At 63.0% G+C, this 23,702-nt stretch carries 26 protein-coding genes and 1 pseudogene; 19 read left to right on the top strand and 8 right to left on the bottom strand.

Annotated features, from left to right (window positions below; genetic code table 11):
* Positions 1–395 (bottom strand): annotated as a pseudogene (locus tag VFF99_RS17250) (LPS-assembly protein LptD); the annotation flags it as partial.
* Positions 396–496: 101 nt separating this feature from the next.
* On the opposite strand from VFF99_RS17250, the gene VFF99_RS17245 reads away from it, so the two are divergent.
* The 4 genes from VFF99_RS17245 to VFF99_RS17230 are packed head-to-tail and all read left to right on the top strand — an operon-like array spanning position 497 to position 4,708.
* On the top strand, positions 497–1,522 hold the full coding sequence (locus tag VFF99_RS17245) for an aminoglycoside phosphotransferase family protein (protein ID WP_325020067.1): 1,026 nt from the start codon (positions 497–499) through the stop codon (positions 1,520–1,522).
* Positions 1,523–1,532: 10 nt separating this feature from the next.
* Positions 1,533–2,228: an N-acetylmuramate alpha-1-phosphate uridylyltransferase MurU gene (murU, locus tag VFF99_RS17240; RefSeq protein WP_325020065.1), complete on the top strand. Its 696-nt coding sequence runs from the start codon at positions 1,533–1,535 to the stop codon at positions 2,226–2,228.
* Positions 2,229–2,237: 9 nt separating this feature from the next.
* On the top strand, positions 2,238–3,569 hold the full coding sequence (locus tag VFF99_RS17235; RefSeq protein ID WP_325020064.1) for an aminopeptidase P N-terminal domain-containing protein: 1,332 nt from the start codon (positions 2,238–2,240) through the stop codon (positions 3,567–3,569).
* Positions 3,569–4,708 carry an FAD-dependent monooxygenase gene (locus tag VFF99_RS17230; protein WP_325020062.1) on the top strand — a complete coding sequence of 380 codons (1,140 nt, stop codon included), beginning with the start codon at positions 3,569–3,571 and terminating at the stop codon, positions 4,706–4,708. Before VFF99_RS17235 ends, VFF99_RS17230 begins: the two co-directional genes overlap by 1 nt.
* A gap of 319 nt (positions 4,709–5,027) precedes the next feature.
* Here VFF99_RS17230 and pntB read toward each other — a convergent pair whose 3' ends face one another.
* Together pntB and VFF99_RS17220 are read right to left on the bottom strand one after the other, a co-directional pair.
* Positions 5,028–6,449: a Re/Si-specific NAD(P)(+) transhydrogenase subunit beta gene (pntB, locus tag VFF99_RS17225; protein WP_325020060.1), complete on the bottom strand. Its 1,422-nt coding sequence runs from the start codon at positions 6,447–6,449 to the stop codon at positions 5,028–5,030.
* Positions 6,450–6,463: 14 nt separating this feature from the next.
* Entirely contained in the window at positions 6,464–8,056 is a 1,593-nt protein-coding gene (locus VFF99_RS17220; protein WP_325020058.1) for a Re/Si-specific NAD(P)(+) transhydrogenase subunit alpha, read from the bottom strand.
* A 423-nt stretch (positions 8,057–8,479) separates the two neighbouring features.
* Between VFF99_RS17220 and VFF99_RS17215 the strand changes: the two genes are divergently transcribed.
* Both VFF99_RS17215 and mnmA read left to right on the top strand, forming a co-directional pair.
* Positions 8,480–8,965, top strand: coding sequence for an NUDIX hydrolase (locus VFF99_RS17215; RefSeq protein ID WP_325020056.1), 486 nt, complete (start codon positions 8,480–8,482; stop codon positions 8,963–8,965).
* On the top strand, positions 8,958–10,058 hold the full coding sequence (gene mnmA / locus VFF99_RS17210; RefSeq protein WP_325020054.1) for a tRNA 2-thiouridine(34) synthase MnmA: 1,101 nt from the start codon (positions 8,958–8,960) through the stop codon (positions 10,056–10,058). Before VFF99_RS17215 ends, mnmA begins: the two co-directional genes overlap by 8 nt.
* An 11-nt stretch (positions 10,059–10,069) precedes the next feature.
* Here the strand turns inward: mnmA and VFF99_RS17205 are convergent, their stop codons facing one another.
* Positions 10,070–12,157 carry a TonB-dependent receptor gene (locus VFF99_RS17205; protein WP_325020052.1) on the bottom strand — a complete coding sequence of 696 codons (2,088 nt, stop codon included), beginning with the start codon at positions 12,155–12,157 and terminating at the stop codon, positions 10,070–10,072.
* 99 nt (positions 12,158–12,256) lie between these two features.
* Positions 12,257–13,156, bottom strand: a complete 900-nt coding sequence (locus VFF99_RS17200) for a LysR family transcriptional regulator (protein WP_325020050.1) — start codon at positions 13,154–13,156, stop codon at positions 12,257–12,259.
* Between the two features lie 110 nt (positions 13,157–13,266).
* Between VFF99_RS17200 and VFF99_RS17195 the strand changes: the two genes are divergently transcribed.
* The 6 genes from VFF99_RS17195 to bfr all read left to right on the top strand — a co-directional run bounded on the left by VFF99_RS17195 (position 13,267) and on the right by bfr (position 16,750).
* The gene (locus VFF99_RS17195) at positions 13,267–14,166 is read left to right on the top strand and encodes a DMT family transporter (RefSeq protein WP_325020048.1); all 900 of its coding nucleotides are present in this window, start codon (positions 13,267–13,269) and stop codon (positions 14,164–14,166) included.
* 36 nt (positions 14,167–14,202) lie between these two features.
* On the top strand, positions 14,203–14,745 hold the full coding sequence (locus VFF99_RS17190; protein WP_325020046.1) for a cytochrome b: 543 nt from the start codon (positions 14,203–14,205) through the stop codon (positions 14,743–14,745).
* On the top strand, positions 14,745–15,473 hold the full coding sequence (locus VFF99_RS17185) for a pirin family protein (RefSeq protein ID WP_325020044.1): 729 nt from the start codon (positions 14,745–14,747) through the stop codon (positions 15,471–15,473). The genes VFF99_RS17190 and VFF99_RS17185 overlap by 1 nt, the downstream gene beginning before the upstream one ends.
* 195 nt (positions 15,474–15,668) lie before the next feature.
* Positions 15,669–15,845, top strand: coding sequence for a hemin uptake protein HemP (gene hemP, locus VFF99_RS17180; protein WP_325020075.1), 177 nt, complete (start codon positions 15,669–15,671; stop codon positions 15,843–15,845).
* Positions 15,846–15,891: 46 nt separating this feature from the next.
* Positions 15,892–16,104, top strand: a complete 213-nt coding sequence (locus tag VFF99_RS17175; RefSeq protein WP_325020042.1) for a (2Fe-2S)-binding protein — start codon at positions 15,892–15,894, stop codon at positions 16,102–16,104.
* 175 nt (positions 16,105–16,279) lie between these two features.
* Positions 16,280–16,750 carry a bacterioferritin gene (bfr, locus tag VFF99_RS17170; protein WP_325020040.1) on the top strand — a complete coding sequence of 157 codons (471 nt, stop codon included), beginning with the start codon at positions 16,280–16,282 and terminating at the stop codon, positions 16,748–16,750.
* Positions 16,751–16,811: 61 nt separating this feature from the next.
* Here the strand turns inward: bfr and VFF99_RS17165 are convergent, their stop codons facing one another.
* Positions 16,812–17,420 carry a glutathione S-transferase C-terminal domain-containing protein gene (locus VFF99_RS17165; RefSeq protein WP_325020039.1) on the bottom strand — a complete coding sequence of 203 codons (609 nt, stop codon included), beginning with the start codon at positions 17,418–17,420 and terminating at the stop codon, positions 16,812–16,814.
* A complete protein-coding gene (locus VFF99_RS17160) occupies positions 17,417–17,599 on the bottom strand; it encodes a hypothetical protein (protein WP_325020037.1) in 183 nt (60 codons plus the stop codon). Before VFF99_RS17160 ends, VFF99_RS17165 begins: the two co-directional genes overlap by 4 nt.
* Before the next feature lie 18 nt (positions 17,600–17,617).
* On the opposite strand from VFF99_RS17160, the gene purB reads away from it, so the two are divergent.
* From purB to VFF99_RS17125, 7 genes are all read left to right on the top strand, one after another.
* The gene (purB, locus tag VFF99_RS17155; RefSeq protein WP_325020035.1) at positions 17,618–18,985 is read left to right on the top strand and encodes an adenylosuccinate lyase; all 1,368 of its coding nucleotides are present in this window, start codon (positions 17,618–17,620) and stop codon (positions 18,983–18,985) included.
* Between the two features lie 628 nt (positions 18,986–19,613).
* On the top strand, positions 19,614–20,075 hold the full coding sequence (locus VFF99_RS17150; RefSeq protein ID WP_325020034.1) for a DUF6130 family protein: 462 nt from the start codon (positions 19,614–19,616) through the stop codon (positions 20,073–20,075).
* A gap of 161 nt (positions 20,076–20,236) precedes the next feature.
* Positions 20,237–20,761, top strand: a complete 525-nt coding sequence (locus tag VFF99_RS17145) for a cytochrome b (protein WP_325020032.1) — start codon at positions 20,237–20,239, stop codon at positions 20,759–20,761.
* A gap of 14 nt (positions 20,762–20,775) precedes the next feature.
* The gene (locus tag VFF99_RS17140; protein ID WP_414691552.1) at positions 20,776–21,333 is read left to right on the top strand and encodes a YceI family protein; all 558 of its coding nucleotides are present in this window, start codon (positions 20,776–20,778) and stop codon (positions 21,331–21,333) included.
* A gap of 24 nt (positions 21,334–21,357) precedes the next feature.
* The gene (locus VFF99_RS17135; RefSeq protein WP_325020028.1) at positions 21,358–21,924 is read left to right on the top strand and encodes a YceI family protein; all 567 of its coding nucleotides are present in this window, start codon (positions 21,358–21,360) and stop codon (positions 21,922–21,924) included.
* A 14-nt stretch (positions 21,925–21,938) separates the two neighbouring features.
* The gene (locus tag VFF99_RS17130; protein ID WP_325020026.1) at positions 21,939–22,388 is read left to right on the top strand and encodes a MarR family transcriptional regulator; all 450 of its coding nucleotides are present in this window, start codon (positions 21,939–21,941) and stop codon (positions 22,386–22,388) included.
* 55 nt (positions 22,389–22,443) lie between these two features.
* The gene (locus tag VFF99_RS17125; RefSeq protein WP_325020024.1) at positions 22,444–22,896 is read left to right on the top strand and encodes a cytochrome c; all 453 of its coding nucleotides are present in this window, start codon (positions 22,444–22,446) and stop codon (positions 22,894–22,896) included.
* A gap of 60 nt (positions 22,897–22,956) precedes the next feature.
* Here VFF99_RS17125 and VFF99_RS17120 read toward each other — a convergent pair whose 3' ends face one another.
* A complete protein-coding gene (locus VFF99_RS17120; RefSeq protein WP_325020022.1) occupies positions 22,957–23,625 on the bottom strand; it encodes a cytochrome b/b6 domain-containing protein in 669 nt (222 codons plus the stop codon).
* Positions 23,626–23,702 lie beyond the last annotated feature (77 nt).

Below are 23,702 nucleotides of genomic sequence, written 5' to 3'. Positions count from 1 at the left end.
TTGTTGCGCTCCAGGCGGTAGGTCGGATTGGTGACATAGCCCTCGCCGGCCTCGATCTTGAGCCGCAGCTCGTCGCCGGTATAGGTGTCACCGAAGCGGCGCATGCGGATATTGCCCTCGGCCTCGACCTCGTCTTCCACGATGCGGTAGGTCGCCCTGTCGGCATTGAGCGTGGTCGGGCCGCGGATGATTTCGACGTCGCGTTCGAGGATGACTTCGCGGTCCGGACGGCCGCTCATCTGCTCGGCGCTGATGGTCGCGGGCAGGTCCTTTTCGGAGGCGCTTCCCTCCTTGACACCCTGCGCCGGCGCGATGGCCGGCACGGCCATGACGGCAATGGCGGCAAGGATGCGGAGACGAAGTTGCGAAGGGGGAAATGCGGGGAACCGGTTCATGAAAAGAAGGAGGTCGGCTGGCGCTTTTTCAGGTTTAATCCCTTATTATATGGGAACTCACCTCCCCCAGAGGGGGATCTCCAACTTGTCCAGGTAGTTTCATGTCTTTTAATACCGGTTCCGATCTTCGTCTCACACAGTTGAAAGAATGGCTGTCCACCCTGTCAGCCGAAAAAGTCTTGCCGGACACCATCAGGCCGGCATCCGCCGACGCCAGCTTCCGGCGCTATTTCCGCATCGATTCGCCCGACGGCGAATCGTATATCGCGATGGATGCACCGCCGCCGCATGAAGACGTGCGTCCGTTCATCCACGTCGCCGAAGTGTTCGGCGAGACCGGCGTGTCCGTGCCCAAGGTGCTGGAACGTGACGTCGAACGCGGCTTCCTGCTCCTGTCCGACCTCGGCACCACCACCTACCTGCACCAGCTCACGCCCGACAGCGCGCACAAGCTCTACCTCGATGCGATCGACGCGCTGGTCCTGATCCAGGCGCAGAGCAAACCGGGCGTGCTGCCCGAGTACGACCGCGCGCTGCTGCACCGCGAACTGATGCTGTTCCCCGAATGGTATGTGGGCAAACATCTCGGCGTCACGATGACCGAAAAGCAGAACGCGCTGCTCAACAGCGTGTTCGAGGTGCTCCTGGCGAACAACCTCGCCCAGCCCCAGGTCTATGTGCATCGCGACTACCATTCGCGCAACCTGATGGTGACCGAGCGCGGCAACCCCGGCATCCTCGACTTCCAGGATGCGGTCTACGGCCCGATCACCTATGACCTCGTGTCCCTGCTGCGCGACGCCTACATTCAGTGGGACGAGGAAATGGTGCTCGACTGGGCGATCCGCTACTGGGAGCGCGCGCGCCGCGCCGGCCTGCCGGTGCCGCACGACATCGACGCCTTCTATCGCGACTTCGAATTCATGGGCCTGCAGCGCCACCTGAAAGTGCTGGGCATCTTCGCACGGCTCTACCACCGCGACGGCAAGGACGGCTACCTGAAGGACCTGCCGCTGGTGATGGAATACACCCGCAAGGCTGCCGGCCGCTACAAGCAGCTGGCCCCGCTGATCGTGCTGCTCGACGAACTGGAGAACAAGGGGCCGTCGACCGGCTTCACGTTCTGAGGAGGGCACGATGAAAGCCATGATTTTCGCCGCCGGACGCGGCGAGCGCATGCGCCCGCTGACCGATAGCTGCCCGAAGCCGCTGCTGAAAGTGCGCGGCCGGCCGCTGATCGTCTGGCACATCCTGAACCTGGTGCGCGCCGGCATCACCGACATCGTGATCAACCACGCGCACCTCGGCCACATGATCGAGGAAACGCTCGGCGACGGTTCGCAGTTCGGCGCCCGCATCGCCTACTCCGCCGAGGGCACGGCGCTGGAAACCGCGGGCGGCGTGGCCAAGGCGCGCCACCTGCTGGGCGAGGAACCGTTCGTCGCGATCGCCGCCGACGTCTTCTGCCCGCACTTCGATTTCGAGCAGGTCAAGGATGCGCTCCAGGACAACGACATGTGGGGCAACCCGCATCCGCACGACAAGCGCGATGTGGCCTGGCTGTACCTGGTGAAGAATCCGCCGCATCACCCCAAGGGCGATTTCGCCCTGCACAGCTTTTCGGTCGCCAATGACGGCGACCCGCGCTATACGTTCTCCGGCATCGGCGTCTACCGCATGGAAATCTTCGATTCCGTCGCCCCCGGCCAGTCGGCGCAGATCGCCCCCATCCTGCGCGAGTACGCGTCGCGCGGGCAGGTGGGCGGCGAATTCTATCGCGGCGACTGGACCGACGTCGGCACGCCGGAACGTCTCGCGCAACTCAACGGATAAGGAGTGCAGATGAAATCCTATGCAGCCCGGCGCGCCGCACTGATGGCGCAGATGAAGGCCAAAGGCGGCGGCGTGGCAATCATCCCCACCGCGCCTGAAGTGATGCGCAACCGCGATGCGGATTATCCCTACCGCCACGACAGCTACTTCTACTACCTGTCCGGCTTCAGCGAGCCGGAAGCGGTCATCGTGCTCGTGGCCGGCAAGACCGAGCAGGCAATCCTGTTCTGCCGCGAGAAGAACCTCGAACGTGAAATCTGGGACGGCTACCGCTACGGCCCGGAAGCGGCGCGCGAAGCCTTCGGTTTCGACGTCGCGCATCCGATTTCCGCACTCGATACCGAAATGCCGCGCCTGCTGGCCGACGCGCCCGCGCTGTTCTATGCGCTGGGCAGCGACAGCAGGCTGGACGGACAGGTGAAGGCCTGGCTGCAGAGCGTGCGCATGCAGGCCCGTGCCGGCGTCACGGCGCCGTCCATCGTGCACGACGTGCATGTGCTGCTCGATGAAATGCGCCTGTACAAGGATGCCGAGGAAGTCGGCATCATGAAGCGTGCCGCCGCGATTTCCGCCGCCGCGCACCGCCGCGCCATGCAGAATACGCGCCCCGGCCTGCGGGAATATCACCTGGAAGCCGAGCTGCTGCACGAGTTCCGCCGCAACGGTTCCCAGTTCCCCGCCTACGGCTCGATCGTCGCCACCGGCGCCAACGCCTGCGTGCTGCATTACCGCGCCAGCGACGCCGAGATCAAGGATGGCGACCTGATCCTGATCGACGCCGGCTGCGAGCTCGACAGCTACGCCTCCGACATCACCCGCACATTCCCGGCCAACGGCAGGTTCAGCGGACCGCAGAAAGCCCTGTATGAGATCGTGCTCGCCGCACAGGCGGCCGCGATCGCCGAGACCCGGCCCGGCAAGCGTTTCATCGACGGCCACGACGCCGCGGTCCGCGTGCTGGCGCAAGGCATGCTCGACACCGGCCTGCTCGACAAGGACAAGGTCGGCTCGCTGGACGACGTGATCGAGAAAGGCGCCTACCGCCAGTTCTACATGCACCGCACCGGCCACTGGCTGGGCATGGACGTGCACGACGTCGGCGAATACCGCGAGCTCAACGGAGCCGGCGAGGACAAGCCCTGGCGCACGCTGCAGCCCGGCATGATGCTGACCATCGAGCCCGGCATCTACGTCCGTCCGGAACCCGGCGTGCCGGAGCAGTTCTGGAACATCGGCATCCGCATCGAGGACGATGCGCTGGTGACCGAGAGCGGCTGCGAGATCATCACCGAGGCGGCGCCCAAGACGGTCGCCGACATCGAAGCCGTCATGAAACAGTGATGGCAGCCACCGATTTCGACATCGCCATCTGCGGCGCCGGCCCGGTCGGGCTGGCGCTGGCGCTGCTGCTGGTCAAGCGCGGCGCCCCGGCATCCCGCATTGCGCTCATCGATGCCAAGCCGCTGGAGCAGGTGAACAAGGACCCGCGCTCGCTCGCCCTGTCCTACGGCAGCACGCAGATCCTCGACGGCATCGGCGCCTGGCCGGTCGCGTCCGATCCCATCCACGAAATCCACGTGTCGCGCCGCGGGCATTTCGGCCGAACGATGATCACGCGCGAAGAGTACGGCGTCCCGGCGCTGGGTTACGTGACCCGGTATGGCGCGCTCGTCTCGGCGCTCTCGGCGGCCGCCGTCCAGACCGGCGCAGCGATGCTCAGGCCGGTGCACGTCACCTCGTCGATGGAGCGCGAAGACGCGGTCGAAGTACGCTTCTCCGATGGCAAGTCGATCAATGCCGGCATCATGGTGCAGGCCGAGGGCGGCGTGTTTTCCGAGCAGGATGCCAAGGCGGTGCGGCGCGACTACGAGCAGACCGCAATCATTGCGCATGTCACGACCAGCGCGCCTGTCCCCTTTCGTGCATTCGAGCGTTTCACTGCCGAAGGTCCGCTTGCACTGCTGCCGCAGGACGGCGGGTATTCGCTGGTGTGGTGTGCGCGCCCTGCCACGGCGTCGCGCCTGTACGCGCTGCCGGATGCGGAATTCCTCGCCGAGCTGGAGTCGGCCTTCGGCTCGCGCGTGGGACGTTTCACCGGCGTCACGCCGCGCATCACCTACCCGCTGGGGCTGAATGCGCACGCCGCCGCGTCCATGCGCACCGTTGCCATCGGCAACGCCGCGCAAACCCTGCACCCGGTCGCGGGCCAGGGACTCAACCTCGGGCTGAGGGACGCAGCGGTACTGGCACGCCTGCTGGCGCGCGAAGCCGTCCCCGACAACCTGCTGCGCTTCGTGCAGGAAAGGCAGGCGGACCGCCACGTCACGATTTCGCTGACCGACACGCTTGCGCGGGTGTTTGCCGGTGCGCCCGACGGTGCGTTGACGCAGTCCGCACTCGGCGTCTCCCTGGCAGTGCTCGACACCATGCCGGGCGCCAAGCGGTTGCTGGCGGAACAGTTCATGTTCGGCGTTCGCTAAGACCGGCGCACAAAAGAAAAAGCCCCGCAGTCGGGGCAATACGGTTCACTTACGCTTGATACTACCGCCGTCATCCCGACGAAAGTCGGGATCCAGGGTCTTTCTTCGCGCCACGAACGCCGCTGGATCCCGGCCTTCACCGGGATGACAGGGTAAGGGAAGCGGGAGGTGGCGCCGCTTCTACCCGCATGCGGGCAGTCAAGGCGGTCTTGCTACCTTTGATTGCGGGTGGTTGCCTTCAATCCCGCTCCACCCTTTCTCCGTCATCCCGGCGCAGGCCGGGATCCAGCGTCTTACTTCGCACCGTCAAAACACCGGCTCAAGCCGTCTTCAGCGCCACCAGCACTTCATCCAGCATCTTCTTCGCATCGCCGAACAGCATCCGGTTGTTGTCCTTGTAGAACAGCGGGTTGTCCACGCCCGCATAGCCGGAAGCCATGCTGCGTTTCATCACGATGGACGTCTTCGCCTTCCACACTTCGAGCACCGGCATGCCGGCGATCGGGCTGGACGGATCTTCCATGGCTGCCGGGTTCACGATGTCGTTGGCGCCGATCACCATGGCAACATCGGTTTCCGAGAAGTCGCCGTTGATCTCGTCCATTTCCATCACGATGTCGTACGGCACCTTGGCTTCGGCCAGCAGCACGTTCATGTGGCCGGGCATGCGTCCCGCCACCGGGTGGATGCCGAAGCGCACGTTGACGCCCTTCTCGCGCAGGTGCTTGGTGATCTCGTAGACCGTGTGCTGCGCCTGCGCCACCGCCATGCCGTAGCCGGGAACGATGATGACGTTCTTGGCATCGCGCAGCAGTTCGCCGGTTTCGGTGGCGGAAACCGCGACTACCTCACCCTGCGGCTGCGCCGCGCCGCCTGCGGGAGCCGGCTTGGCGCCTTCGGAACCGAAGCCGCCGGCAATCACGCTGATGAAGTTGCGGTTCATCGCGCGGCACATGATGTAGGACAGGATGGCACCGCTCGAACCCACCAGTGCGCCGGTGACGATCAGCAGGTCGTTCGACAGCATGAAGCCGGTCGCCGCCGCCGCCCAGCCGGAGTAGCTGTTGAGCATGGACACGACCACCGGCATATCCGCGCCGCCGATCGCCATCACCATGTGGATGCCAAACAGGAGGGCAATCACCGTCATCACGATCAGCGGCAACATGCCTTCCTGGATCGAGCCGGCCCGCACGAACTGCGCGCCGAAGTAAATCACGATCAGCAGGCCGGCCAGGTTCAGCCAGTGGCGTGCCGGCAGCAGCAGCGGCTTGCCGCCGATGCGGCCGGACAGCTTGCCGAAGGCGATGATGGACCCCGAGAAGGTGACCGCGCCAATGAGGATACCGATATAGATTTCCACTTCATGGATCACCTTTTCGGCGCCCGTGAAGTTGGCCGAAGCGGCCGGATCGATGTAACTGGCGTAGCCGACCAGCGTTGCCGCCAGGCCGACCAGGCTGTGCATCAATGCGACCAGCTCCGGCATCTGCGTCATCTGCACGACGCGTGCGGCGTACAGGCCGATGGCCCCGCCCACGACCATCGCGCCGATGATCCAGGGAATGCCGGCCGTGGTGACGAAGGGACCGAACACCGTGGCCAGCACGGCAATGGCCATGCCGATCATGCCGTACAGGTTGCCGCGCCGTGCCGATTCCGGATGCGACAGGCCGCCCAGGCTCAGGATGAAAAGAATGGTCGCACCGATGTAGGCGACTGTTGTGAGACTTACCGACATTATTATCGCCTCCCTTATTTGCGGAACATCGCCAGCATGCGGCGGGTCACGGCGAATCCGCCGAACATGTTGATCGCAGTGAGCACGATCCCGATCACGGCAAGCCAGCGAATCCAGTCACCCGGACGCTCCACGCCTGCGGTCAGCGGAGGCGCGATCTGCACCAGTGCGCCGATGGCGATGATGCTGGAGATGGCGTTGGTCACGCTCATGAGCGGCGTATGCAGCGAAGGCGTCACGTTCCATACCACCATGTAACCCACGAAGCACGCCAGCACGAACACGGTGAAATGCCCGAGGAAAGCGGGCGGCGCATAGGCGCCGATCAGCCAGAAGATCGCGGCGGCAACGCCGAACAGGATGGCCGTCTTGGTGCCCGACATCTGCTCGCCGCTCGAGCCGTGGCCGTGCCCCTTGGCTGCGGGCGCAACCGCCGGCTTGGCAGCGGGCGGCTTGGCGGGCGCTGCCGCCTGCTTCGGTGCGGGCGGCGGCCATGTCACCTCGCCGTCCTTGATGACGGTCAGGCCGCGAATGGCGTCGTCTTCCATGTTGACGTTGACGATGCCGTCCTTGGTCTTGCAGAGTTCCTCGGTCAGGCGCAGCAGGTTGGTCGAATACAGGGTCGACGATTGCTTGGACAGGCGGCTGACGAGATCGGTGTAGCCGACGATGGTCACGCCATGCTTCACCACCGACTTGCCGGGTTCGGTCAGCTCGCAGTTGCCGCCCTGCTCGGCCGCCATGTCAACGATGACACTGCCCGGCTTCATGCTCTTCACCATCTCGGCAGTGATCAGCTTCGGGGCCGGCTTGCCGGGAATCAGGGCGGTAGTGATGATGACATCGACTTCCCTGGCCTGCTTGGCATACATCTCGCGCTGCGCCTGCTGGAAGCCTTCGCTCATCACCTTGGCGTAACCGCCGCCGCCGGAGCCCTCTTCCTCGTAATCGACCTTGACGAATTCGCCGCCCAGCGACACCACCTGGTCGGCCACTTCGGCACGGGTGTCGTTGGCACGCACGATCGCGCCCAGGCCGACGGCGGTGCCGATTGCCGCGAGGCCGGCCACACCGGCACCGGCGACGAAGACCTTGGCCGGCGGAATCTTGCCGGCTGCAGTCACCTGGCCATTGAAGAACCGGCCGAAGGCATTGGCGGCTTCGATGACGGCGCGATAGCCGGCAACACCTGCCATGGAAGTCAGCGCGTCCATCTTCTGGGCGCGGCTCAGCGTGCGCGGCAGCGAGTCGATGGCCAGCACGGTCGCCCTCTTCGCCGCCAGCTGTTGCATCAGTTCGGGGTTTTGCGCCGGCCAGATGAAGGAAATCAGCGTGCCGCCTTCGCGCATCAGGCCGACTTCCTGCGTGCTCGGCGGACGCACCTTGAAGACGATGTCGGACGTGCCCCACAGCTCGGCGGCGCTGCCGGCAATCTTTGCCCCGGCGGCGCGATAGCTGTCATCGCTGAAATTGGCATCGTCTCCCGCGCCGGTCTCGACCTGGACCGAAAAACCCAGCTTGATGAGCTTTTCGACCACATCGGGCACGGTGGCCACCCGCTTCTCGCCCGGGAAGACTTCCCGTGGTACTCCTATCATTAGAGGCATACGTGTTCCCCTGATTCTCGTTGTAGATTGGGTTGGACAGCTGATGGAGCGGGGGCCCCGCTTCATTCCTAAATGCGATCTCGACAACCGGGGTGCAGGGCGATGAGGCCATCGCGGAGCGCGTGATTGCCGTTTTATTGGATTTCTTACATTGATCTTACACGGAAAAGAAAAATTAGCACAACCGTTCTTTTTTTATTTCTTCTCGACGGCTTACTCTAAATCCGGGAATTTCCCCCGGGTTGCCGTTTTCCGGGCCTCGGTGACCAAAATTAAAATTTAGCGGCTTTTCCCCGGACGGCAACGAATGCGCGTCAGAATAGTTGTGGAAAATCAATATTTTCCGCCTCCCGCGTCGGATCATTCCTGTTTTCGCCGGTGGTTGCCATGCACGGTACAATGGCGGCCTCTTGAAGGATACCTATGTCTGAAGTCTGGAAACCCTCCGTTACTGTCGCCGCAATTATCGAGCGCGATGGCCGATTCCTGCTGGTCGAGGAAGAGACCAGCGACGGCATCCGCTTCAATCAGCCCGCCGGTCACCTCGATCGCAACGAATCCCTGCCGGAAGCAGTCGCGCGGGAAACACTCGAGGAAGCGGCATACGATTTCACGCCGACCGCGATGGTCGGCGTCTACATGTCGCGCTACGTGTCCTCGCGCACCCGCAAGGAAGTGACCTACCTGCGCTTCGCCTTCTGCGGAGCGCTCGGACAGCAGCATGACCGCCCACTGGACGAAGGCATCCTGCGCGCGGTCTGGATGACGCGCGACGAGCTTCTTGCATGCAAGGAAAAGCACCGCAGCCCGCTGGTGCTCCAGTGCATCGACGATTACCTCGCCGGGCAGCGCGTGCCGCTGTCGGCGATCTACACCCATCCCAGCGTCATCGGTGCATTCAATGGCTAAGAAGCGGGTCGTGATCGGCATGTCGGGCGGGGTGGATTCCTCCGTCTCGGCATGGCTGCTGAAGGAACAGGGCTACGAAGTCATCGGCCTGTTCATGAAAAACTGGGAAGACGACGACGACTCGGAATACTGCTCCACGCGCCAGGACTGGATCGACGCGGCCAGCGTGGCCGACGTGGTGGGCGTGGATATCGAGGCCGTCAATTTCGCCGCCGAATACAAGGACCGCGTGTTCGCCGAATTCCTGCGCGAATACCAGGCCGGCCGCACGCCGAATCCGGACGTGCTGTGCAATGCCGAAATCAAGTTCAAGGCCTTCCTCGACCATGCGATGCAACTGGGCGCCGACCTGATCGCAACCGGCCACTATGCCCGCGTGCGGCAGGCGGACGACGGCAGGTTCCAGCTGCTCAAGGCGCTCGACCATACGAAGGACCAGAGCTACTTCCTGCACCGCCTGAACCAGGCGCAACTGTCGAAGACGCTGTTTCCGCTGGGCGAAATCCCGAAGACCGAAGTGCGCCGGATCGCCGAAAAGATCGGCCTGCCGAACGCAAAGAAGAAGGATTCGACCGGCATCTGCTTCATCGGCGAGCGCCCCTTCCGCGAATTCCTGAACCGCTACCTGTCCTATAAACCGGGCCCGATGAAGACGCCGGACGGCAAGACGGTCGGCGAACACGTCGGTCTGAGCTTCTACACGCTCGGCCAGCGCAAGGGCATCGGCCTGGGCGGCATGAAGTCCTACCAGAACGCCGACGGCAACAGCGAGGCCTGGTACGTGGCGAAGAAGGATGTCGACAACAACACCCTGTACGTGGTGCAGGGACATGACCATCCCTGGCTGCTGTCCTCCTCGCTCAGCGCCGGACAGGCAAGCTGGATCGCCGGCGAGCCGCCCGCTGCTTCTGCCCTCTCGGCCAAGACGCGCTACCGGCAGGCGGATGTCCCCTGCACCATCGCGCCTGACGGCCAGGACCGCTTCTCCCTCGGCTTTCCCACGGCGCAATGGGCGGTCACGCCCGGCCAGTCCGCCGTGCTGTACGACGGCGAAGTCTGCCTAGGCGGCGGCATCATCGACGCCGCCGGCTGACGGCAGGCCGACTACAGGCGCGCGCGCAAGCCGACGAAAAGACGGCGGCCAGCGGCGGGTTCGAAAAAGCGCCGATTGCCGTCGTTGACGATTACCGACCCCGCATAGTTGCGGTCGAACACGTTGTCCAAGCGAGCGAACAACATCCACGTCCCCTGGCCGGCACGGAATTCCTGCGCGGCTCGCAGGTTGAAGACCGCGTATCCCGGCGAGGCATCGCTGTTCAAGTCGTCCGCGTAGGCCTTGCTTTCCGCGCGCATTTCCAGGGCAGTCGTCAATCCCGCCGCCGGGCGGTATTCGAGCTGCGCAAAGAGGCTGTGCATCGGCGCACCGGGCAGCCTGTTGCCAGCCGCAATCACCCCGCCGGAACCGCTGGTGAAAGCTTCACGGAAACGCGCATCGAGCAGCGTGTACGCAAGCTGCGTCGAAAACGCGGCATCGTTCATCCGCCAGCCTGCTTCGATGCCGCGCCGCTGCACCTTGTCCACGTTCTGGAAAATCGAGCGGCCGTTCTCGGTGGCTAGCTGCGCGATCTCGTCCCGGCTACGAGCATGGAACACAGCGAGGTCGAGGACATGGTTGTCGCGCTTCCACTTCAAGCCGATCTCGCCCTGCAGGCTGCGTGCGGGTTGCAGGCCGAGGTTCGACCCGGTTCCGCCGGGGCGGTAGGCGGATTCGTTGATGGTGGGCGTCTCGAAACCGCGGCCGAGGTTGCCGTAAATATTGAGATCCTCGTCCGCGAACCAGACCAGCCCCAGCACCGGACTGATGTTGCGATAGGACACGCTGCCGCTGTCGTTCGGACTGGCCGCGGTGATGTAGCGGTCGTCCACCCCCAGCCGCACGCGGCTCGCGCGCAGGCCGGCGGTACCTTTCCATTGCGCCGCAAACATCCAGTCCACCTGTCCGAACACATCGATGTTGCGCGCGGTGTCCGTTTCGTCGCGGCGCAATGCGCCGGCGGTGCCATTGTTGTTGACGAAGCCGCGGCGCTCCTGTTCCAGCTCGTCCGCCTCGACGCCGAGCGTCCAGTTGAGAGGCATGCCGTTCAGCTGCGCGGCATGCGCCCAATGCAAGCCCATGCCGCGGAAGTCGTTGTCGAGGTCGACTACGCCGCCTGCGGAATTGGCCGCGCTGCCGCTGAACGCGAGCGTCTGCATCACCTTGCGCACGCCGGTGTAGGCACGCGCATGCAGCGTATTGCTGCGATCGATCCTGTGGTCGACGACGATGCCGGCCTGGCGCTGCTCGATGGTCTTGCGCGTATCGAATGTGAGGGCGACCGGTGCCACCTGGCGCGGGTCCTGTTCAAACTGCGCGTGGTTCAATCCGAGCGGGTCCTGCGACAGCGGTTGGTCCAGGACGTTAACCAGCGCGGTGACGGTGGTCGCCGGCGAAGGCGCCCATTTCAGCTTGCCGTTGATCTGGGTACGCTCGGCGGCGCTGTGTTCCCGGTAGCCGTCGGTGCGGTAGTGGAATACGTCCAGCAAGCCGCCGAAGCCGTCGCTGCCACGTGCGAGGGTGAAGCCCGCCTGGCGCTGATCGTAACTGCCTGCGCCGAGCGATGCGCTGGCGTAAGATTCGGCCGTGGATAAGGGCGGATCGGCGGTGAAGATATTCACGACACCGCCCGCCGCATTGCCGTAGAGCTGAGCGACCGGACCGCGCAGCACTTCGATGCGCCGCACCGAGTGCAGCGGTGCGGTCGCCGTCCAGCCCTGTCCGTCCGGCATGGTGGCAGGAATGCCGTCGACCAGGATGCGCACGCCACGCACCCCGAAGGTGGAACGCGTGCCGAAACCGCGCACCGACAGCTGCAAGTCTTGCGCATAGTTCTGCCGCTCGCGGATCTGGATGCCGGGCGAACCGGACAGCAGCTCGGACATGTTCACCAGCGGTGAAGGCGTGCGCAGCGGATCGACCTGCACGGCGTCGATGGAAGCGGCGGCGTCGAAACGCTTCTGCTCTGTCCTGCTGGCCGACACCACCACCGGATCGAGCTGTTTGTCCTGCTGCGCGGAGGCTTCCTGGCAAACCAGGAGCGTATGCGCCGATATTGCCGCGGCAATGGTGGCGCGGATGAAAAGCGGTTTGTGCATGGCTTTCGGTTCTGCAAGTTACCGATGACTATGCCATGCGCCGCGCGCTGCTGCATTTAGCAAGATCAGTGTTGGGCGTGATAGCGGATTGCAGGCTCGCTATTTTTTTATTCGCGCGCCCAACTGCTCCGCCATGAAATCGATAAAGGCACGCACCTTGGGCGAGACCGCTCGCTGCTGCGGCAGCATTGCGAAAATGCGGTGCGGCGGCGGCCTGTAATCGTCCAGGCAGGTGACCAGCTGCCTGGACTTCAGCAAATCTTCCACCACCGGCAAGGGTGTTTGCGTCATGCCGATCCCGTCCAGCAGGGCGGCGCGCAACATCACGCTGTTGTTGCACTGGTAGTTCCCCTGCACCGGAACGACGACCGCCGATTTCCCCTCCCCGAATGCCCACTCGCCCGGCATCTGCGACTGGCTGTACACCAGGCAGTTGTGACGGACAAGCTCGTCCGGCGCACGCGGCTTCCCGGCGGACTTGAAGTAGGCCGGGCTGGCGACGACGACATGCGGTATCTCGCCGAGCGGCTTGGCAACCATCGATGAATCCTGCAGCTTGCGGCTGATGCGCAGCGCGAGGTCGAAGCCGCCTTCGACAAGGTCCACGTACTGGTCGCTCGCCACCACGTCGAGACGGATCTCGGGAAACTGCCGCAGGAAGGCGGGCAGCCGTCCGCTCAGCCACAGGATGCCGAACGACGTGGGTACGCTCACGCGCAACGTTCCCCTCGGCACATCCACCAGCTGCTGCACCGCGCGTTCCGCATGGTCGAGTTCATCGAGGATACGGACGCAATGGGCGTAGTAGATCCGTCCTGCCTCGGTCAGGCTCATCCTGCGCGTCGAGCGCGCCAGCAGGCGCGTGCCGAGATGCTGCTCCAAGGCCGCGATCAGTTTGCTGACACTGCCGGGGGAGATGTCCAGCGTTTCGGCGGCGCGGGTGAAGCTCGTCGATTCCACCACGCGCCTGAACGCGCGCAGGTTTTGCAGGTTGTCCAATTCCGTCTCCTGTATTTATTCCGGATTGGAACAAATTATGTTCCATTGCGCGTATTTTTTCCAAAGCCGGATCTCCGTAGACTGGCCGCATCTTCCTGCAGGAGTCCGTCATGTCATCCTTGAATACGCTTGCGCCGAGAGCCACGCCCGTGCATCAATCGCCGCTGTTGCTGCTCGTGCTGACCGGCTTCCTGCTCGGCGCAACTCTGCCCGTCGCCAGGCTTGCGGGCAACGCGGGCTGGTCGCCGATCGCGTTCACGTTTGCCGCGGCGCTGGGAAGCGGACTCATCCTGCTGCTTGCCGGACGCAGAGGCCGCCGGCCGGTCTCCGCGGCGGTCGTGAAATACAGCCTGGTTGCCGGCGTCCTGAGCGTGTCCGTGCCGAACAGCCTGGCCTTTTTCGTGATGCCGCAACTCGGCACCACCATGACCTCCCTTGCCTACACCCTCCCGCCGCTCTTTACCTATGCCTTCGGCTGGATGATCGGGATGGAACGCTACCGCGCCGCGCGCCTGGCAGGTGTGCTGCTGGGCATGAGCGGCGTTGGCTTGCTTATCCTCGGCAGGCCGCTCCAGCAGGGAAGCGGAGGCATCGCGCTGCTGCTCGCACTTGGCATACCGCTGAGTGTCGCGGCGGGGAATGTGTACCGCAAACGCCACCTTCCGGACGGCTACGATTCGAAAACCCTGGCCGGCGGCATGCTGCTGGCCGGCGCCGCCGCACTGCTGCCTCTGCTGCTCGCCGAGGGCAGAATGCCAGCCATGGGCGAAGCCTGGCTGCTCGTGCTCCTGCAATGCGCGCTGACCAGTCTCGGCTACTTCGTCTACTTCCTGTTCCAGAAAGTCGCCGACCCGGTGTATTTCAGCCAGCTCGGCTACGTCATGTCCGCCACCGGCGTCCTCAGCGGCGTCGCCCTGTTCGGCGAACGCCTGACGCCCTGGATGCCGGTCGCGGTCGCCGTGATTGCGCTCGGCGTCATGCTGGTCAACCGCCGCCCGCCGCAGGGCTGATCCCTGCACCTGTTTTCCAACCTCAAGAGTCCAAGCATGAAAATTCCCACTGCCAACCAACCCGTCTACCAGGCGCCGATGCGCGCCCTCCATTGGACGATGGCCTTGTGTATCATCGCCCTTTTCGTGACCGGCCCCATCATGGTCGCGTTCGACGCAAAAGACACTTTGCGGCCCGCGTTCTACAGCTTTCACAAATCGGTCGGCGCATTGATCGTTGCTCTCGTCTTCGTGCGGCTCGCCATACGCCGGCTGAGCCATGTCCCGCCGCTTCCCGCCGCCATGCCGCCGGGCGAGCGGCTGCTGGCGCACGCCGCGCACTGGTTGCTCTATGCGATGATGGTCGCCGCGCCCCTTACCGGCTGGGCAACGTCCGACATGTATGGCTACGGCGTGAAGTTCTTCGACATGCCATTGCCGAAACTCTTCCCGACGCTGGGCGCTGAGACGGGTGCGCAGGCAGGCGATGTGCATACCGTCGTCACCTACCTGTTCCTCGGCCTCGTCGGCCTGCACCTGCTGGCCATCGCCAAGCACCGTTACCTCGACCGCGATTGCGTCATGCACAGGATGGCGTGATGGAAAGGCTCGACGTACGCCGCAGCACTTCGCGCGGCAGGATGCAGCTCGACTGGCTGGATGCGCGCTTCAGCTTTTCCTTCGGCCCCTATTACGATGCGCGCCGCAATGGCTTCGGTCCCTTGCTGGCGCTGAACGAAGACGTCATCCAGCCGGGCACCGGTTTCGAGATGCATCCGCACAAGGATCTCGAGATCTTCATCATCCCGCTGTCGGGCGTGGTGGAACACCGCGACAGTCTCGGCAACCATGCATTCGTCCGTCCGGACGAGGTGCAGAAAATGTCGGCAGGAGCGGGAATCTGGCACAGCCAGATGAATGCATCGACGAGCGATGTGGATCGCCACCTCCAGATATGGCTGCAACCGCGAACGCTTGGCGTACGGCCCGGCGTGGACCAGCGTCGTTTCGACCGGCGCGGACGGGTTGGACGGTGGCAGGCGTTCGTCACACCCGACGGGCGCGACGGCAGCCTGCCCGTGGATCAGGACGCGTCGATCCACGCCGCCATCCTCCATCCGGAGCATGTGCTGTGGGCACCGGCCGGACATTCCCGCCGTGCCTACATTCACGTTATCAATGGGGCGCTGACCGCAGACGCAGGGAGGGACGGAAGCGCCGCACTTGCCGCCGGCGATGCCCTGGCGGTGTCTCCGGCGACGCCGATCCGGCTCTTCGCTTCTGCTCCGGACACCGAAGTCGTGCTGTTCGACCTCCCTTTCGACTAGCCACGAAACCCGTTTGGCTCGGCCATCGACCGCTGCCGGCGCGTTCACCTGTTCCGGCAGCCTGCCACTTTCAAAATGGCAACACCAAATCCGCCACAAGTCACGCAAAAACCCCTTGCAATCCCTATCGTCATCGTTAATAATCTAAATGAGAATAGTTCGTATTTACTGAAAGATCACAAGATGACCGGGACGATGCAGCAATCGAAGGATGAAGATGGCAGCCTGCAAGGCAGCCGGGCTGTTTCGCAGACACCGCGATTCAAGAGCGAAGACTTGTTCCAGCAGCAGCGCGAGGTGGAGATCGACCACCAGGGCCGGATCTACCGCCTGAGGCTGACGCAGATGAACAAGCTGATCCTCACTGCCTGATCCGCCCGAACGACGCTCACCCTATCCATCCATCCGAGGCAGTGCCATGATTGTCTGTGTTTGCAACAACGTCTCCGAACGCCAGATCCGCCGCGCAGTAGACTCGGGTCATACGACCATGCCGCAGCTGCGCGAGGAACTGGGTGTCGGTACCTGCTGCGGCAAGTGCCATTCCTGCGCGAAGACGGTGCTGCGCGAATACCTCGAAGACGGCGTGCGCGAAGCACAACCGATGTTCCAGGCAGCAATCGCCGCCTGACCCTTCCCCTCCCCTCTCGCTCTTCCCTCCCTCTCGCATCGGGTCATCCGATGCGAATGATTCACACTAACAAAACACAGTCGCCCGAATGGCAAATGCGGCGCCGTGGGTTATCATTTCGCTACCCATCGGCGCATCAACGTGCCGCCCCACCCACCCCACCACAGAGGGCCCAATGAAAGGCGATCCGAACATCATCCGGCTGCTCAACGCGCAGCTCACCAACGAACTGACCGCGATCAACCAATACTTCCTGCACGCGCGGATGTACAAGCATTGGGGCCTGGAAAGGCTCGGCAAGAAGGAATACGACGAGTCGATCGAAGAGATGAAGCACGCCGATCGCCTGATCGACCGCATCCTCATGCTCGAGGGCCTGCCGAACCTGCAAGCGCTGAACAAGCTGCTGATCGGCGAGTCGACGCAGGAGATGCTGGAATGCGACCTGAAACTCGAACAGGCCGCGCAGCAGACGCTGAAGGATGGCATCAAGGCATGCGAAGCCGCCGCCGATTTCGTATCGCGCGACCTGCTGGAAGACATCCTGGAAGACACCGAGGAACACATCGAGTGGCTTGAGACACAGCTCGATCTGATCAACAAGGTAGGCATCCAGAATTACCTGCAGTCGCAGATGGGCGACTGACGCAACGCGCGCAAATAAAAAGGGCAGCCGCGGCTGCCCTTTTTGCTTGATCCGCGCCGGCTTACTGCGGCACCGTATCCTTGAACGACGGCCGTTCCGACAGCTTGTCGAACAGCTTCGCGAGATTGGGATGGTCGCCGCGCCAGTCGATCTCGGGGAAGCGGAAGGACAGCCAGCCCAGCGCGCAGCCGACGGCGACGTCCGCCAGGGTGTAGTGGTTGCCGCTGCAGAACGCGGTGTCCTTCAGGCCGGCGGCCATTGCCTTCAGGCCGTTGTCGACCTTGTCCATCTGGCGCTTGATCCATTCCGGGCTTTGCTGCGATTCGGGACGCTGCGTGCGTTCGAGGCGGATCGCGACGGCCGCTTCGAGCACGCCATCGGCCAGGGCTTCCCAGCATTTGACTTCCGCGCGCTCGCGTCCGTTGGGCGGAATGAGCTTGCCGACGGGCGTGAGCGTATCGAGGTACTCGACGATCACCCGCGAATCGAACATGGCGCCGCCGTCTTCCATGATCAGGCAGGGTACTTTCCCGATCGGGTTGTACTGCATGATTTTGGTGTCGGGCGCCCAGACGTTTTCCTGCACCAGCTCGTAATCGAGCTTCTTTTCCGCCATGACCACGCGGACTTTGCGGACGAACGGGCTGGCGAGAGAACCGATGAGTTTCATAGATGCGTATGGTGTGGATTGGCCTGGATTATAACATTGGCGAACGGCACGATCAGTGCCCCGGCGGCCGGCCGGCGCTCCTTCCATCGCACGTCTTGCGGCGGGGGCCAGATGGTAAAATGCCGGATTCCGCTGATTTTGCGCGCGGTTTTCCGCACTTTGCGCAGGTTTTCTTTCATTCTCCGCATTTTCATATCATGTCGCTTTCCGCCCTCTCCGCCCTCTCGCCGTTGGACGGCCGCTACGCCGCCAAGACCGACAAGCTGCGCCCCCTGCTGTCCGAAGCCGGTTTCATGCACCATCGCGTCAAGGTGGAGATCGCCTGGCTGCAGGCGCTGTCGAACGCCGGCTTCGCGGAAATCAAGCCTTTCTCGCCCGCCGCGAGCGCTTTGCTGGACAAACTGGCAAGCGAATTCACCGAAGCCGACGCCGAACGCATCAAGGCGATCGAAGCCGTCACCAATCATGATGTGAAGGCGGTCGAGTACTGGCTGAAGGAAAAAGTGAAGGATGTGCCGGAGCTGGTCGCTGCATCCGAATTCATCCACTTCGCCTGCACCTCGGAAGACATCAACAACACCTCGCACGGCATGATGCTCAAGGCCGCGCGCAACGACGTGCTGCTGCCGGCGCTGCGCAACGTCATCGCCCGCCTCACCGAGATCGCGCATGACAACGCCGCGCTGCCGATGCTCTCGCGCACCCACGGCCAGCCGGCGAGCCCGACCACGCTGGGCAAGGAAATCGCCAACGTCGTCGCCCGCCTCAAGCGCGCCGAGAAGCGCATCGCCGAGGTCGAGATCCTGGGCAAGATGAACGGCGCCGTGGGCAATTACAACGCCCACCTGTCCGCCTACCCCGACTTCGACTGGGAATCGTTCTCCAAGAACGTGATCGAGCAGCGCCTCGGCCTGAGCTTCAATCCCTACACCATCCAGATTGAGCCGCACGACTACATGGCGGAACTGTTCGACGCCGTCGCCCGCGCCAACACCATCCTGCTCGACTTGAACCGCGACATCTGGGGTTACATCTCGCTCGGCTACTTCAAGCAAAAGACCAAGGCCGGCGAGATCGGCTCGTCCACCATGCCGCACAAGGTCAACCCGATCGACTTTGAAAACTCGGAAGGCAACCTCGGGCTTGCCAATGCTGTTCTGAAGCACCTGTCGGAGAAGTTGCCGGTCTCGCGCTGGCAGCGCGACCTGACCGACTCCACCGTCCTGCGCAACATCGGCGTCGCCTTCGGCTACACCATGCTCGCCTACGACAGCTGCCTGCGCGGCCTGAACAAGCTGGAAGTGAACCCCGCGCGCCTGGCGGAAGACCTCGACGCCACCTGGGAAGTGCTGGCCGAGCCGGTGCAGACGGTGATGCGCCGCTACGGCATCGAGAACCCGTACGAGCAGCTCAAGGAACTCACGCGCGGCAAGGGTATTTCGAAAGAAGCCCTGCGCGACTTCGTCAACGGCCTCGCCATTCCGCAAGAGGCCAAGGACCAGCTGCTGGCGATGACGCCGGCCAGCTATATCGGCCGCGCCGAGCAGCTCGCGCGCAAGATCTGATCCCTCCACCCCGAAGCGCCGCGTTCTGCGGTGCTTCGGCATCTCCCCCGAAGCAAGCCTTCTTTCATCGCCGTATCGGCGGCGGGATTCGCATTGCCACGAGCCACACCGCTCAAGCAGATGCCTTCATGTAGAAGCGCATTACTATTCGTTCGCCGGAACGATTGCAAGTACTTAAACTTTTCCTCCCGCACGCGCGCATAAACAAAATTCCCGGGTCAAGTGAAAAGGCGGTCCATGCTGTTACTTGCAGCGATATTGTTCCTGCCACCCTGCAAAGCACATCCACAGGCCATGCCGCTGTTGCCTGAATCTTCTGTCATTCAGAATCCGCTGAACGATCCCATAGAGTTTCTTGAGGTTCGTTCCATTAGCTGCGCAGTCACAAACCGCGACGCATTGTTTTCCGTATTCCCGTTTTTGTATTGATTTGTACCTGAGTGCTGCCTGGACAAGAAAGCTTCACATAACTCGCTTTTCCGGACACACGAACGATACACGGCCGGGGTGTAATGCTTCCCGTGCAGCACGTTCAACACCTGGAAACCTGCACTCCTGATCATCGCCTCTTCCTTGCCCCGCGATATCCGGCCCTGCCACCGAAACCAATTCCACGAAAGGAAGCACAATGCCACTCCCCTCCAGACACCTTGCCCTTGCCGCTGCCGGTGCTGCTTTTTGCGTTGCGTCCTGGGCGCAAAGCGGTACTGATGCCGTCCGTCCTCCGGCTGTCATTCCGCTTGCTTCAGAAGCGGCGCCAAAGCTCATTGCGTATCCGCCGTTAGCCGAACCGCTCGCCCGCGGGGTCGTCATCATTCAGTACCGGACCGAGAACGCACGCATCATGCCGGTATTCGGTAACAAAGCCGTCGACGTATCGCCGCGCCTGGGCCACCTTCATGTCACTATCGATGACTGGAACGGGACCTGGGCTCATACCAGCGAAGATCCGATCATCGTGGTTGGATTGAAGCCCGGCGTGCACAAGGTGCGGCTCGAGATCGCCGATCCCAGCCACAAGATCCTTGCCAGCGAAACCGTCACCGTCACGGTGCCGGAGCAAAAGGCGGGTGGGTCACACGGGCACTGATCCGCCTGCGGCAGAGCAAAATCCATATGACTCCGGATGCTGCTTTAAGATCGTTCAAGACAAGGCATTCAGGCGATGCCATCATGTGCCCCCGCACGCGCTTGCAAGCTTTGCTGCTATGATATTAGTCCTAATTAAAACTAATTAGCATCCTGCAATTCATGCAACGCTACACCCTTCCGGCGATCGTGCTGCACTGGCTAACGGCCGCGCTCATCGTCTGCGCATTCGTCCTCGGCCTCGTGATGGTCGATATCCCGGGGATCACGCCGACCAAGCTGAAGTATTTTTCCTGGCACAAGTGGCTGGGCGTGACCGTCCTTGGCCTCGCCTGCCTTCGCCTGCTCTGGCGGCTCACGCACGCGGCGCCGCCGCTGCCGGCGAGCATGGCGGCGTGGCAGGTCAGCCTCGCGAAGCTGCTGCATGTGCTGCTGTATGTCCTGGTCTTCGCCGTGCCGGTATCGGGCTATTTCTACAGCCTCGCCTCCGGCGTCCCGGTGGTCTACCTCGGCCTCATTCCGCTGCCGGTGCTGGTCGAGGCCAACGAGGTGTGGAAGCCTATCCTCAAGCAAGTCCATTTCGCATTGAACATGACGCTGCTGGCCTGCGTCGCCCTGCATGTTGGGGCCGCCATGAAGCACCTGGTCATCGACCGCGACGGCGTGTTCCGGCGCATGCTTCCCTAGATTTCGAAACAGGAGTGAACGTGAACCTTTTCCGCTGTACCGCCGTCCTCGCACTTGCTGCGTCCCTGCCCGTGCTTGCGGCGCAACTCAAGACCGATCCGGCGAAGAGCACGGTGTCGGCTGTATTCAAGCAGATGAACGTGCCGGTGGAAGGCAAGTTCAAGCGCTTCAATGCGCAGATCGACTACAACAGCGCGAAGCCCGAGACCTCGAAGGCGAGCATGGAAATCGACGTCGCCAGCTTCGATCTCGGCGATGCCGAGTTCAACAGGGAAGCGCAGAAGAAGGATTGGTTCAACGGCACGCAATTCCCGAAGGCGAGCTTCGTCTCGAGCGCGCTGAAGCCGGCGGGCGGCGGCAGGCTGGATGTCAGCGGCAAGCTGACCATCAAGGGGAAGTCGGCGGACGTCGCCTTCCCGCTGACGGTGAAGCAGGAAGGGCCGGCACAGATTTTTGAAGGCACGCTGCCGATCAAGCGGCTGGCCTTCAATATCGGCGAGGGCGAGTGGAAGGACACGAGCATGGTCGCCGATGAAGTTTTGATCAAGTTCCGCGTCGTGACGACGCAGTAAGCAACAAGCCAGGGAGAATTTTCAATGCAAACCAAGCACATCATCGCAACGCTTCTCGCCCTCAGCGCCGGTTCGGCCTTTGCGCAGACCTACAACATCGAGCCGAACCACACCTATCCGAGCTTCGAGGCGGACCATCTCGGCATTTCGGTCTGGCGCGGCAAGTTCAACAAGACCAGCGGCGTGGTGAAGCTGGATCGCGCGGCGAAGACCGGTTCCATGGATATCGCAATCGAGGCGGCATCCATCGACTTCGGCCATGCGAAGATGAACGAGCATGCGCGCTCCAAGGACATGTTCAATGTCGAGCAATTCCCGACCATCACCTACAAGGGCAAGTCGATGAAGTTCGAGGGCGACAAGCCGGTGGCCGTCGAAGGCGAGCTGACCATGCTGGGCGTGACGCGGCCGGTGAACCTGAGCATCGGCAAGTTCAAGTGCATCGAGCATCCGATGTTCAAGCGCGAGGTGTGCGGCGCCGACGCGACCGCCGAGTTCAAGCGCACCGACTTCGGCCTCAACTACGGCACGCCCCGCTTCGCGCCGGAAGTGAAGCTGGCGATCCAGGTCGAGGCGCTGAAGGCGGACTGAGCCTGCGTCCACGGATGAAACGGGAACGCTACCTGCGCAGCATCCGCCTGGTCGCCGAGTGCTACCAGGCGTTCGAACGCTTTTCGGCGATGCATGTGCGCACGCTCGACCTCACGCCGCCGCAGTTCGACATTATCGCCACCCTCGGCAATACGCCGGGCATGTCGTTCAGGGAACTGGGGGAGCGCACCCTGATCACCAAGGGCACGCTCACCGGCGTGGTGGACCGGCTGGAAGCCAAGGGCCTGGTGTGCCGGGCGACGCACGCGGAGGACAGGCGCAGCACCATCGTGCGGCTGACGAAGAAGGGCGAGGCGGAGTTCGAACGCGTTTTTGCGCCTCATGTAGAATTTTGCAAGCAGCCGTTCCGGGATTATCGGGAGGAAGACTTTGCCGCGCTCGAACGCGAGCTGGCGAAGCTCAAGGCCCATCTGGGAGCGGCGGCCGGCAAGACCGAGACTTGAAGTGCCACGAGAAGCGCCACCACGTTCAACCAGAAAGCCAGCCAAAGGAGCTTGTATGAGACCCCCGATTGCCAGCATTGCCTTGACCGCCATGATCGCCCTTCCCTTCTCCGCCCAGGCGCAGTTCGCCAAGGTCGAGGATGCCGTCAAATACCGGCAGTCAGCGTTGTCCGTCATGGGCACCCACATGGGCCGTGTCGGCGCCGTGGTCAAGGGGGAAAGGCCGTATGACAAGGCGGCCGTCGAAGCGGACGTGGCGGTGATCGAGACCATGTCCAAGCTCCCCTGGTCCGCCTTCGTGCCCGGATCCGACCTGCCCAACTCCAAGGCCAAGCCCGCGATCTGGAAAGAGCAGGACAAGTTCAAGGCGGGCGCCGAGAAGATGCAGCAGGAAGTCGCCAAGCTGTCGACGGCGGCGAAGTCCGGCGACCTGAATGCGGTCAAGTCGGCCTTCGGCGGCGTGGGTCAGGCCTGCAAGGCCTGCCACGACGATTACCGCAACAAGTAAAGAGGAATTTTGCGATAACGCCTGCCGGCGCACTGCCGGCAGGCGTTTTTCATTGGCGCGTCAGAAACGCGTTGCCGGCAGCGTCACGAGGTAATAGACCACGCCGGCGCACACAGCAAGGATCGCCACCGCGAGCAGGCGCATGCCCCAGGAGTCGTTCGCCGGCTCGGCGTCGAAATCCACCTCCTGATCGCCGGTCAGCATCGGCTGCGTCAGGTTCCGCTTCTTCGCGAAGCGGTAGAACAGGATGGCGAGCAGGTGCAGGCCGACCAGCACGAAGATTACGGTCGCACTGACGTCCTTGTGGAACCAGGTGATCTTGTCCGAGAGTTCCTTGCTGATGAACTTGACCATCGGGCCGTCCCAGGCAATGTCATCGTTCGCATACAGTCCGGTCACGGCCTGTGTCAGCACGGCGGCAAGCAGCGCGAACACGGACAGGCCGCCCAACGGGTTATGGCCGAGCCTGCCGGTCGCATCCTTGCCCCGGACATAGCCGAGTATGGTCGAAGGCCCGTACAGGAAACTCGAAAAGCGCGCGTAGCGGGGGCCCACGATGCCCCACAGGATGCGGAACGCCACCAGGGTGAGCACCGCGTAACCCGAGCGGAAGTGCCAGGTCATCGCATTGCCGCCGATATATTGCGTGACGACGGAAACCACGATCAACACCGCCAGCACCCAGTGAAACAGCCGGGTGGGCAAGTCCCAGACGCGTACCTTTTTCATGCCTTGTCCTCTCGATAGGGTGGAACAAGTTTAGCCGAAAAAAAAGCCGGCTCGAAAGCCGGCTTCTTTACGGATCA

Origin of the sequence: Noviherbaspirillum sp. (genome assembly GCF_035654295.1) — a bacterium.
Lineage (GTDB): Bacteria > Pseudomonadota > Gammaproteobacteria > Burkholderiales > Burkholderiaceae_D > Noviherbaspirillum.
Note: the sequence above shows the minus strand (reverse complement) of the source record. Positions and strands in the feature narration are given on the sequence as shown.

Coding starts and splice junctions, on each gene's coding strand:
- VFF99_RS17245 (WP_325020067.1), top strand. CDS start 497: ATGTCTTTTAATACCGGTTCCGATCTTCGTCTCACACAGTTGAAAGAA.
- murU (WP_325020065.1), top strand. CDS start 1,533: ATGAAAGCCATGATTTTCGCCGCCGGACGCGGCGAGCGCATGCGCCCG.
- VFF99_RS17235 (WP_325020064.1), top strand. CDS start 2,238: ATGAAATCCTATGCAGCCCGGCGCGCCGCACTGATGGCGCAGATGAAG.
- VFF99_RS17230 (WP_325020062.1), top strand. CDS start 3,569: ATGGCAGCCACCGATTTCGACATCGCCATCTGCGGCGCCGGCCCGGTC.
- pntB (WP_325020060.1), bottom strand. CDS start 6,449: ATGTCGGTAAGTCTCACAACAGTCGCCTACATCGGTGCGACCATTCTT.
- VFF99_RS17220 (WP_325020058.1), bottom strand. CDS start 8,056: ATGCCTCTAATGATAGGAGTACCACGGGAAGTCTTCCCGGGCGAGAAG.
- VFF99_RS17215 (WP_325020056.1), top strand. CDS start 8,480: ATGTCTGAAGTCTGGAAACCCTCCGTTACTGTCGCCGCAATTATCGAG.
- mnmA (WP_325020054.1), top strand. CDS start 8,958: ATGGCTAAGAAGCGGGTCGTGATCGGCATGTCGGGCGGGGTGGATTCC.
- VFF99_RS17205 (WP_325020052.1), bottom strand. CDS start 12,157: ATGCACAAACCGCTTTTCATCCGCGCCACCATTGCCGCGGCAATATCG.
- VFF99_RS17195 (WP_325020048.1), top strand. CDS start 13,267: ATGTCATCCTTGAATACGCTTGCGCCGAGAGCCACGCCCGTGCATCAA.
- VFF99_RS17190 (WP_325020046.1), top strand. CDS start 14,203: ATGAAAATTCCCACTGCCAACCAACCCGTCTACCAGGCGCCGATGCGC.
- VFF99_RS17185 (WP_325020044.1), top strand. CDS start 14,745: ATGGAAAGGCTCGACGTACGCCGCAGCACTTCGCGCGGCAGGATGCAG.
- hemP (WP_325020075.1), top strand. CDS start 15,669: ATGCAGCAATCGAAGGATGAAGATGGCAGCCTGCAAGGCAGCCGGGCT.
- VFF99_RS17175 (WP_325020042.1), top strand. CDS start 15,892: ATGATTGTCTGTGTTTGCAACAACGTCTCCGAACGCCAGATCCGCCGC.
- bfr (WP_325020040.1), top strand. CDS start 16,280: ATGAAAGGCGATCCGAACATCATCCGGCTGCTCAACGCGCAGCTCACC.
- VFF99_RS17165 (WP_325020039.1), bottom strand. CDS start 17,420: ATGAAACTCATCGGTTCTCTCGCCAGCCCGTTCGTCCGCAAAGTCCGC.
- VFF99_RS17160 (WP_325020037.1), bottom strand. CDS start 17,599: ATGAAAGAAAACCTGCGCAAAGTGCGGAAAACCGCGCGCAAAATCAGC.
- purB (WP_325020035.1), top strand. CDS start 17,618: ATGTCGCTTTCCGCCCTCTCCGCCCTCTCGCCGTTGGACGGCCGCTAC.
- VFF99_RS17150 (WP_325020034.1), top strand. CDS start 19,614: ATGCCACTCCCCTCCAGACACCTTGCCCTTGCCGCTGCCGGTGCTGCT.
- VFF99_RS17145 (WP_325020032.1), top strand. CDS start 20,237: ATGCAACGCTACACCCTTCCGGCGATCGTGCTGCACTGGCTAACGGCC.
- VFF99_RS17135 (WP_325020028.1), top strand. CDS start 21,358: ATGCAAACCAAGCACATCATCGCAACGCTTCTCGCCCTCAGCGCCGGT.
- VFF99_RS17130 (WP_325020026.1), top strand. CDS start 21,939: ATGAAACGGGAACGCTACCTGCGCAGCATCCGCCTGGTCGCCGAGTGC.
- VFF99_RS17125 (WP_325020024.1), top strand. CDS start 22,444: ATGAGACCCCCGATTGCCAGCATTGCCTTGACCGCCATGATCGCCCTT.
- VFF99_RS17120 (WP_325020022.1), bottom strand. CDS start 23,625: ATGAAAAAGGTACGCGTCTGGGACTTGCCCACCCGGCTGTTTCACTGG.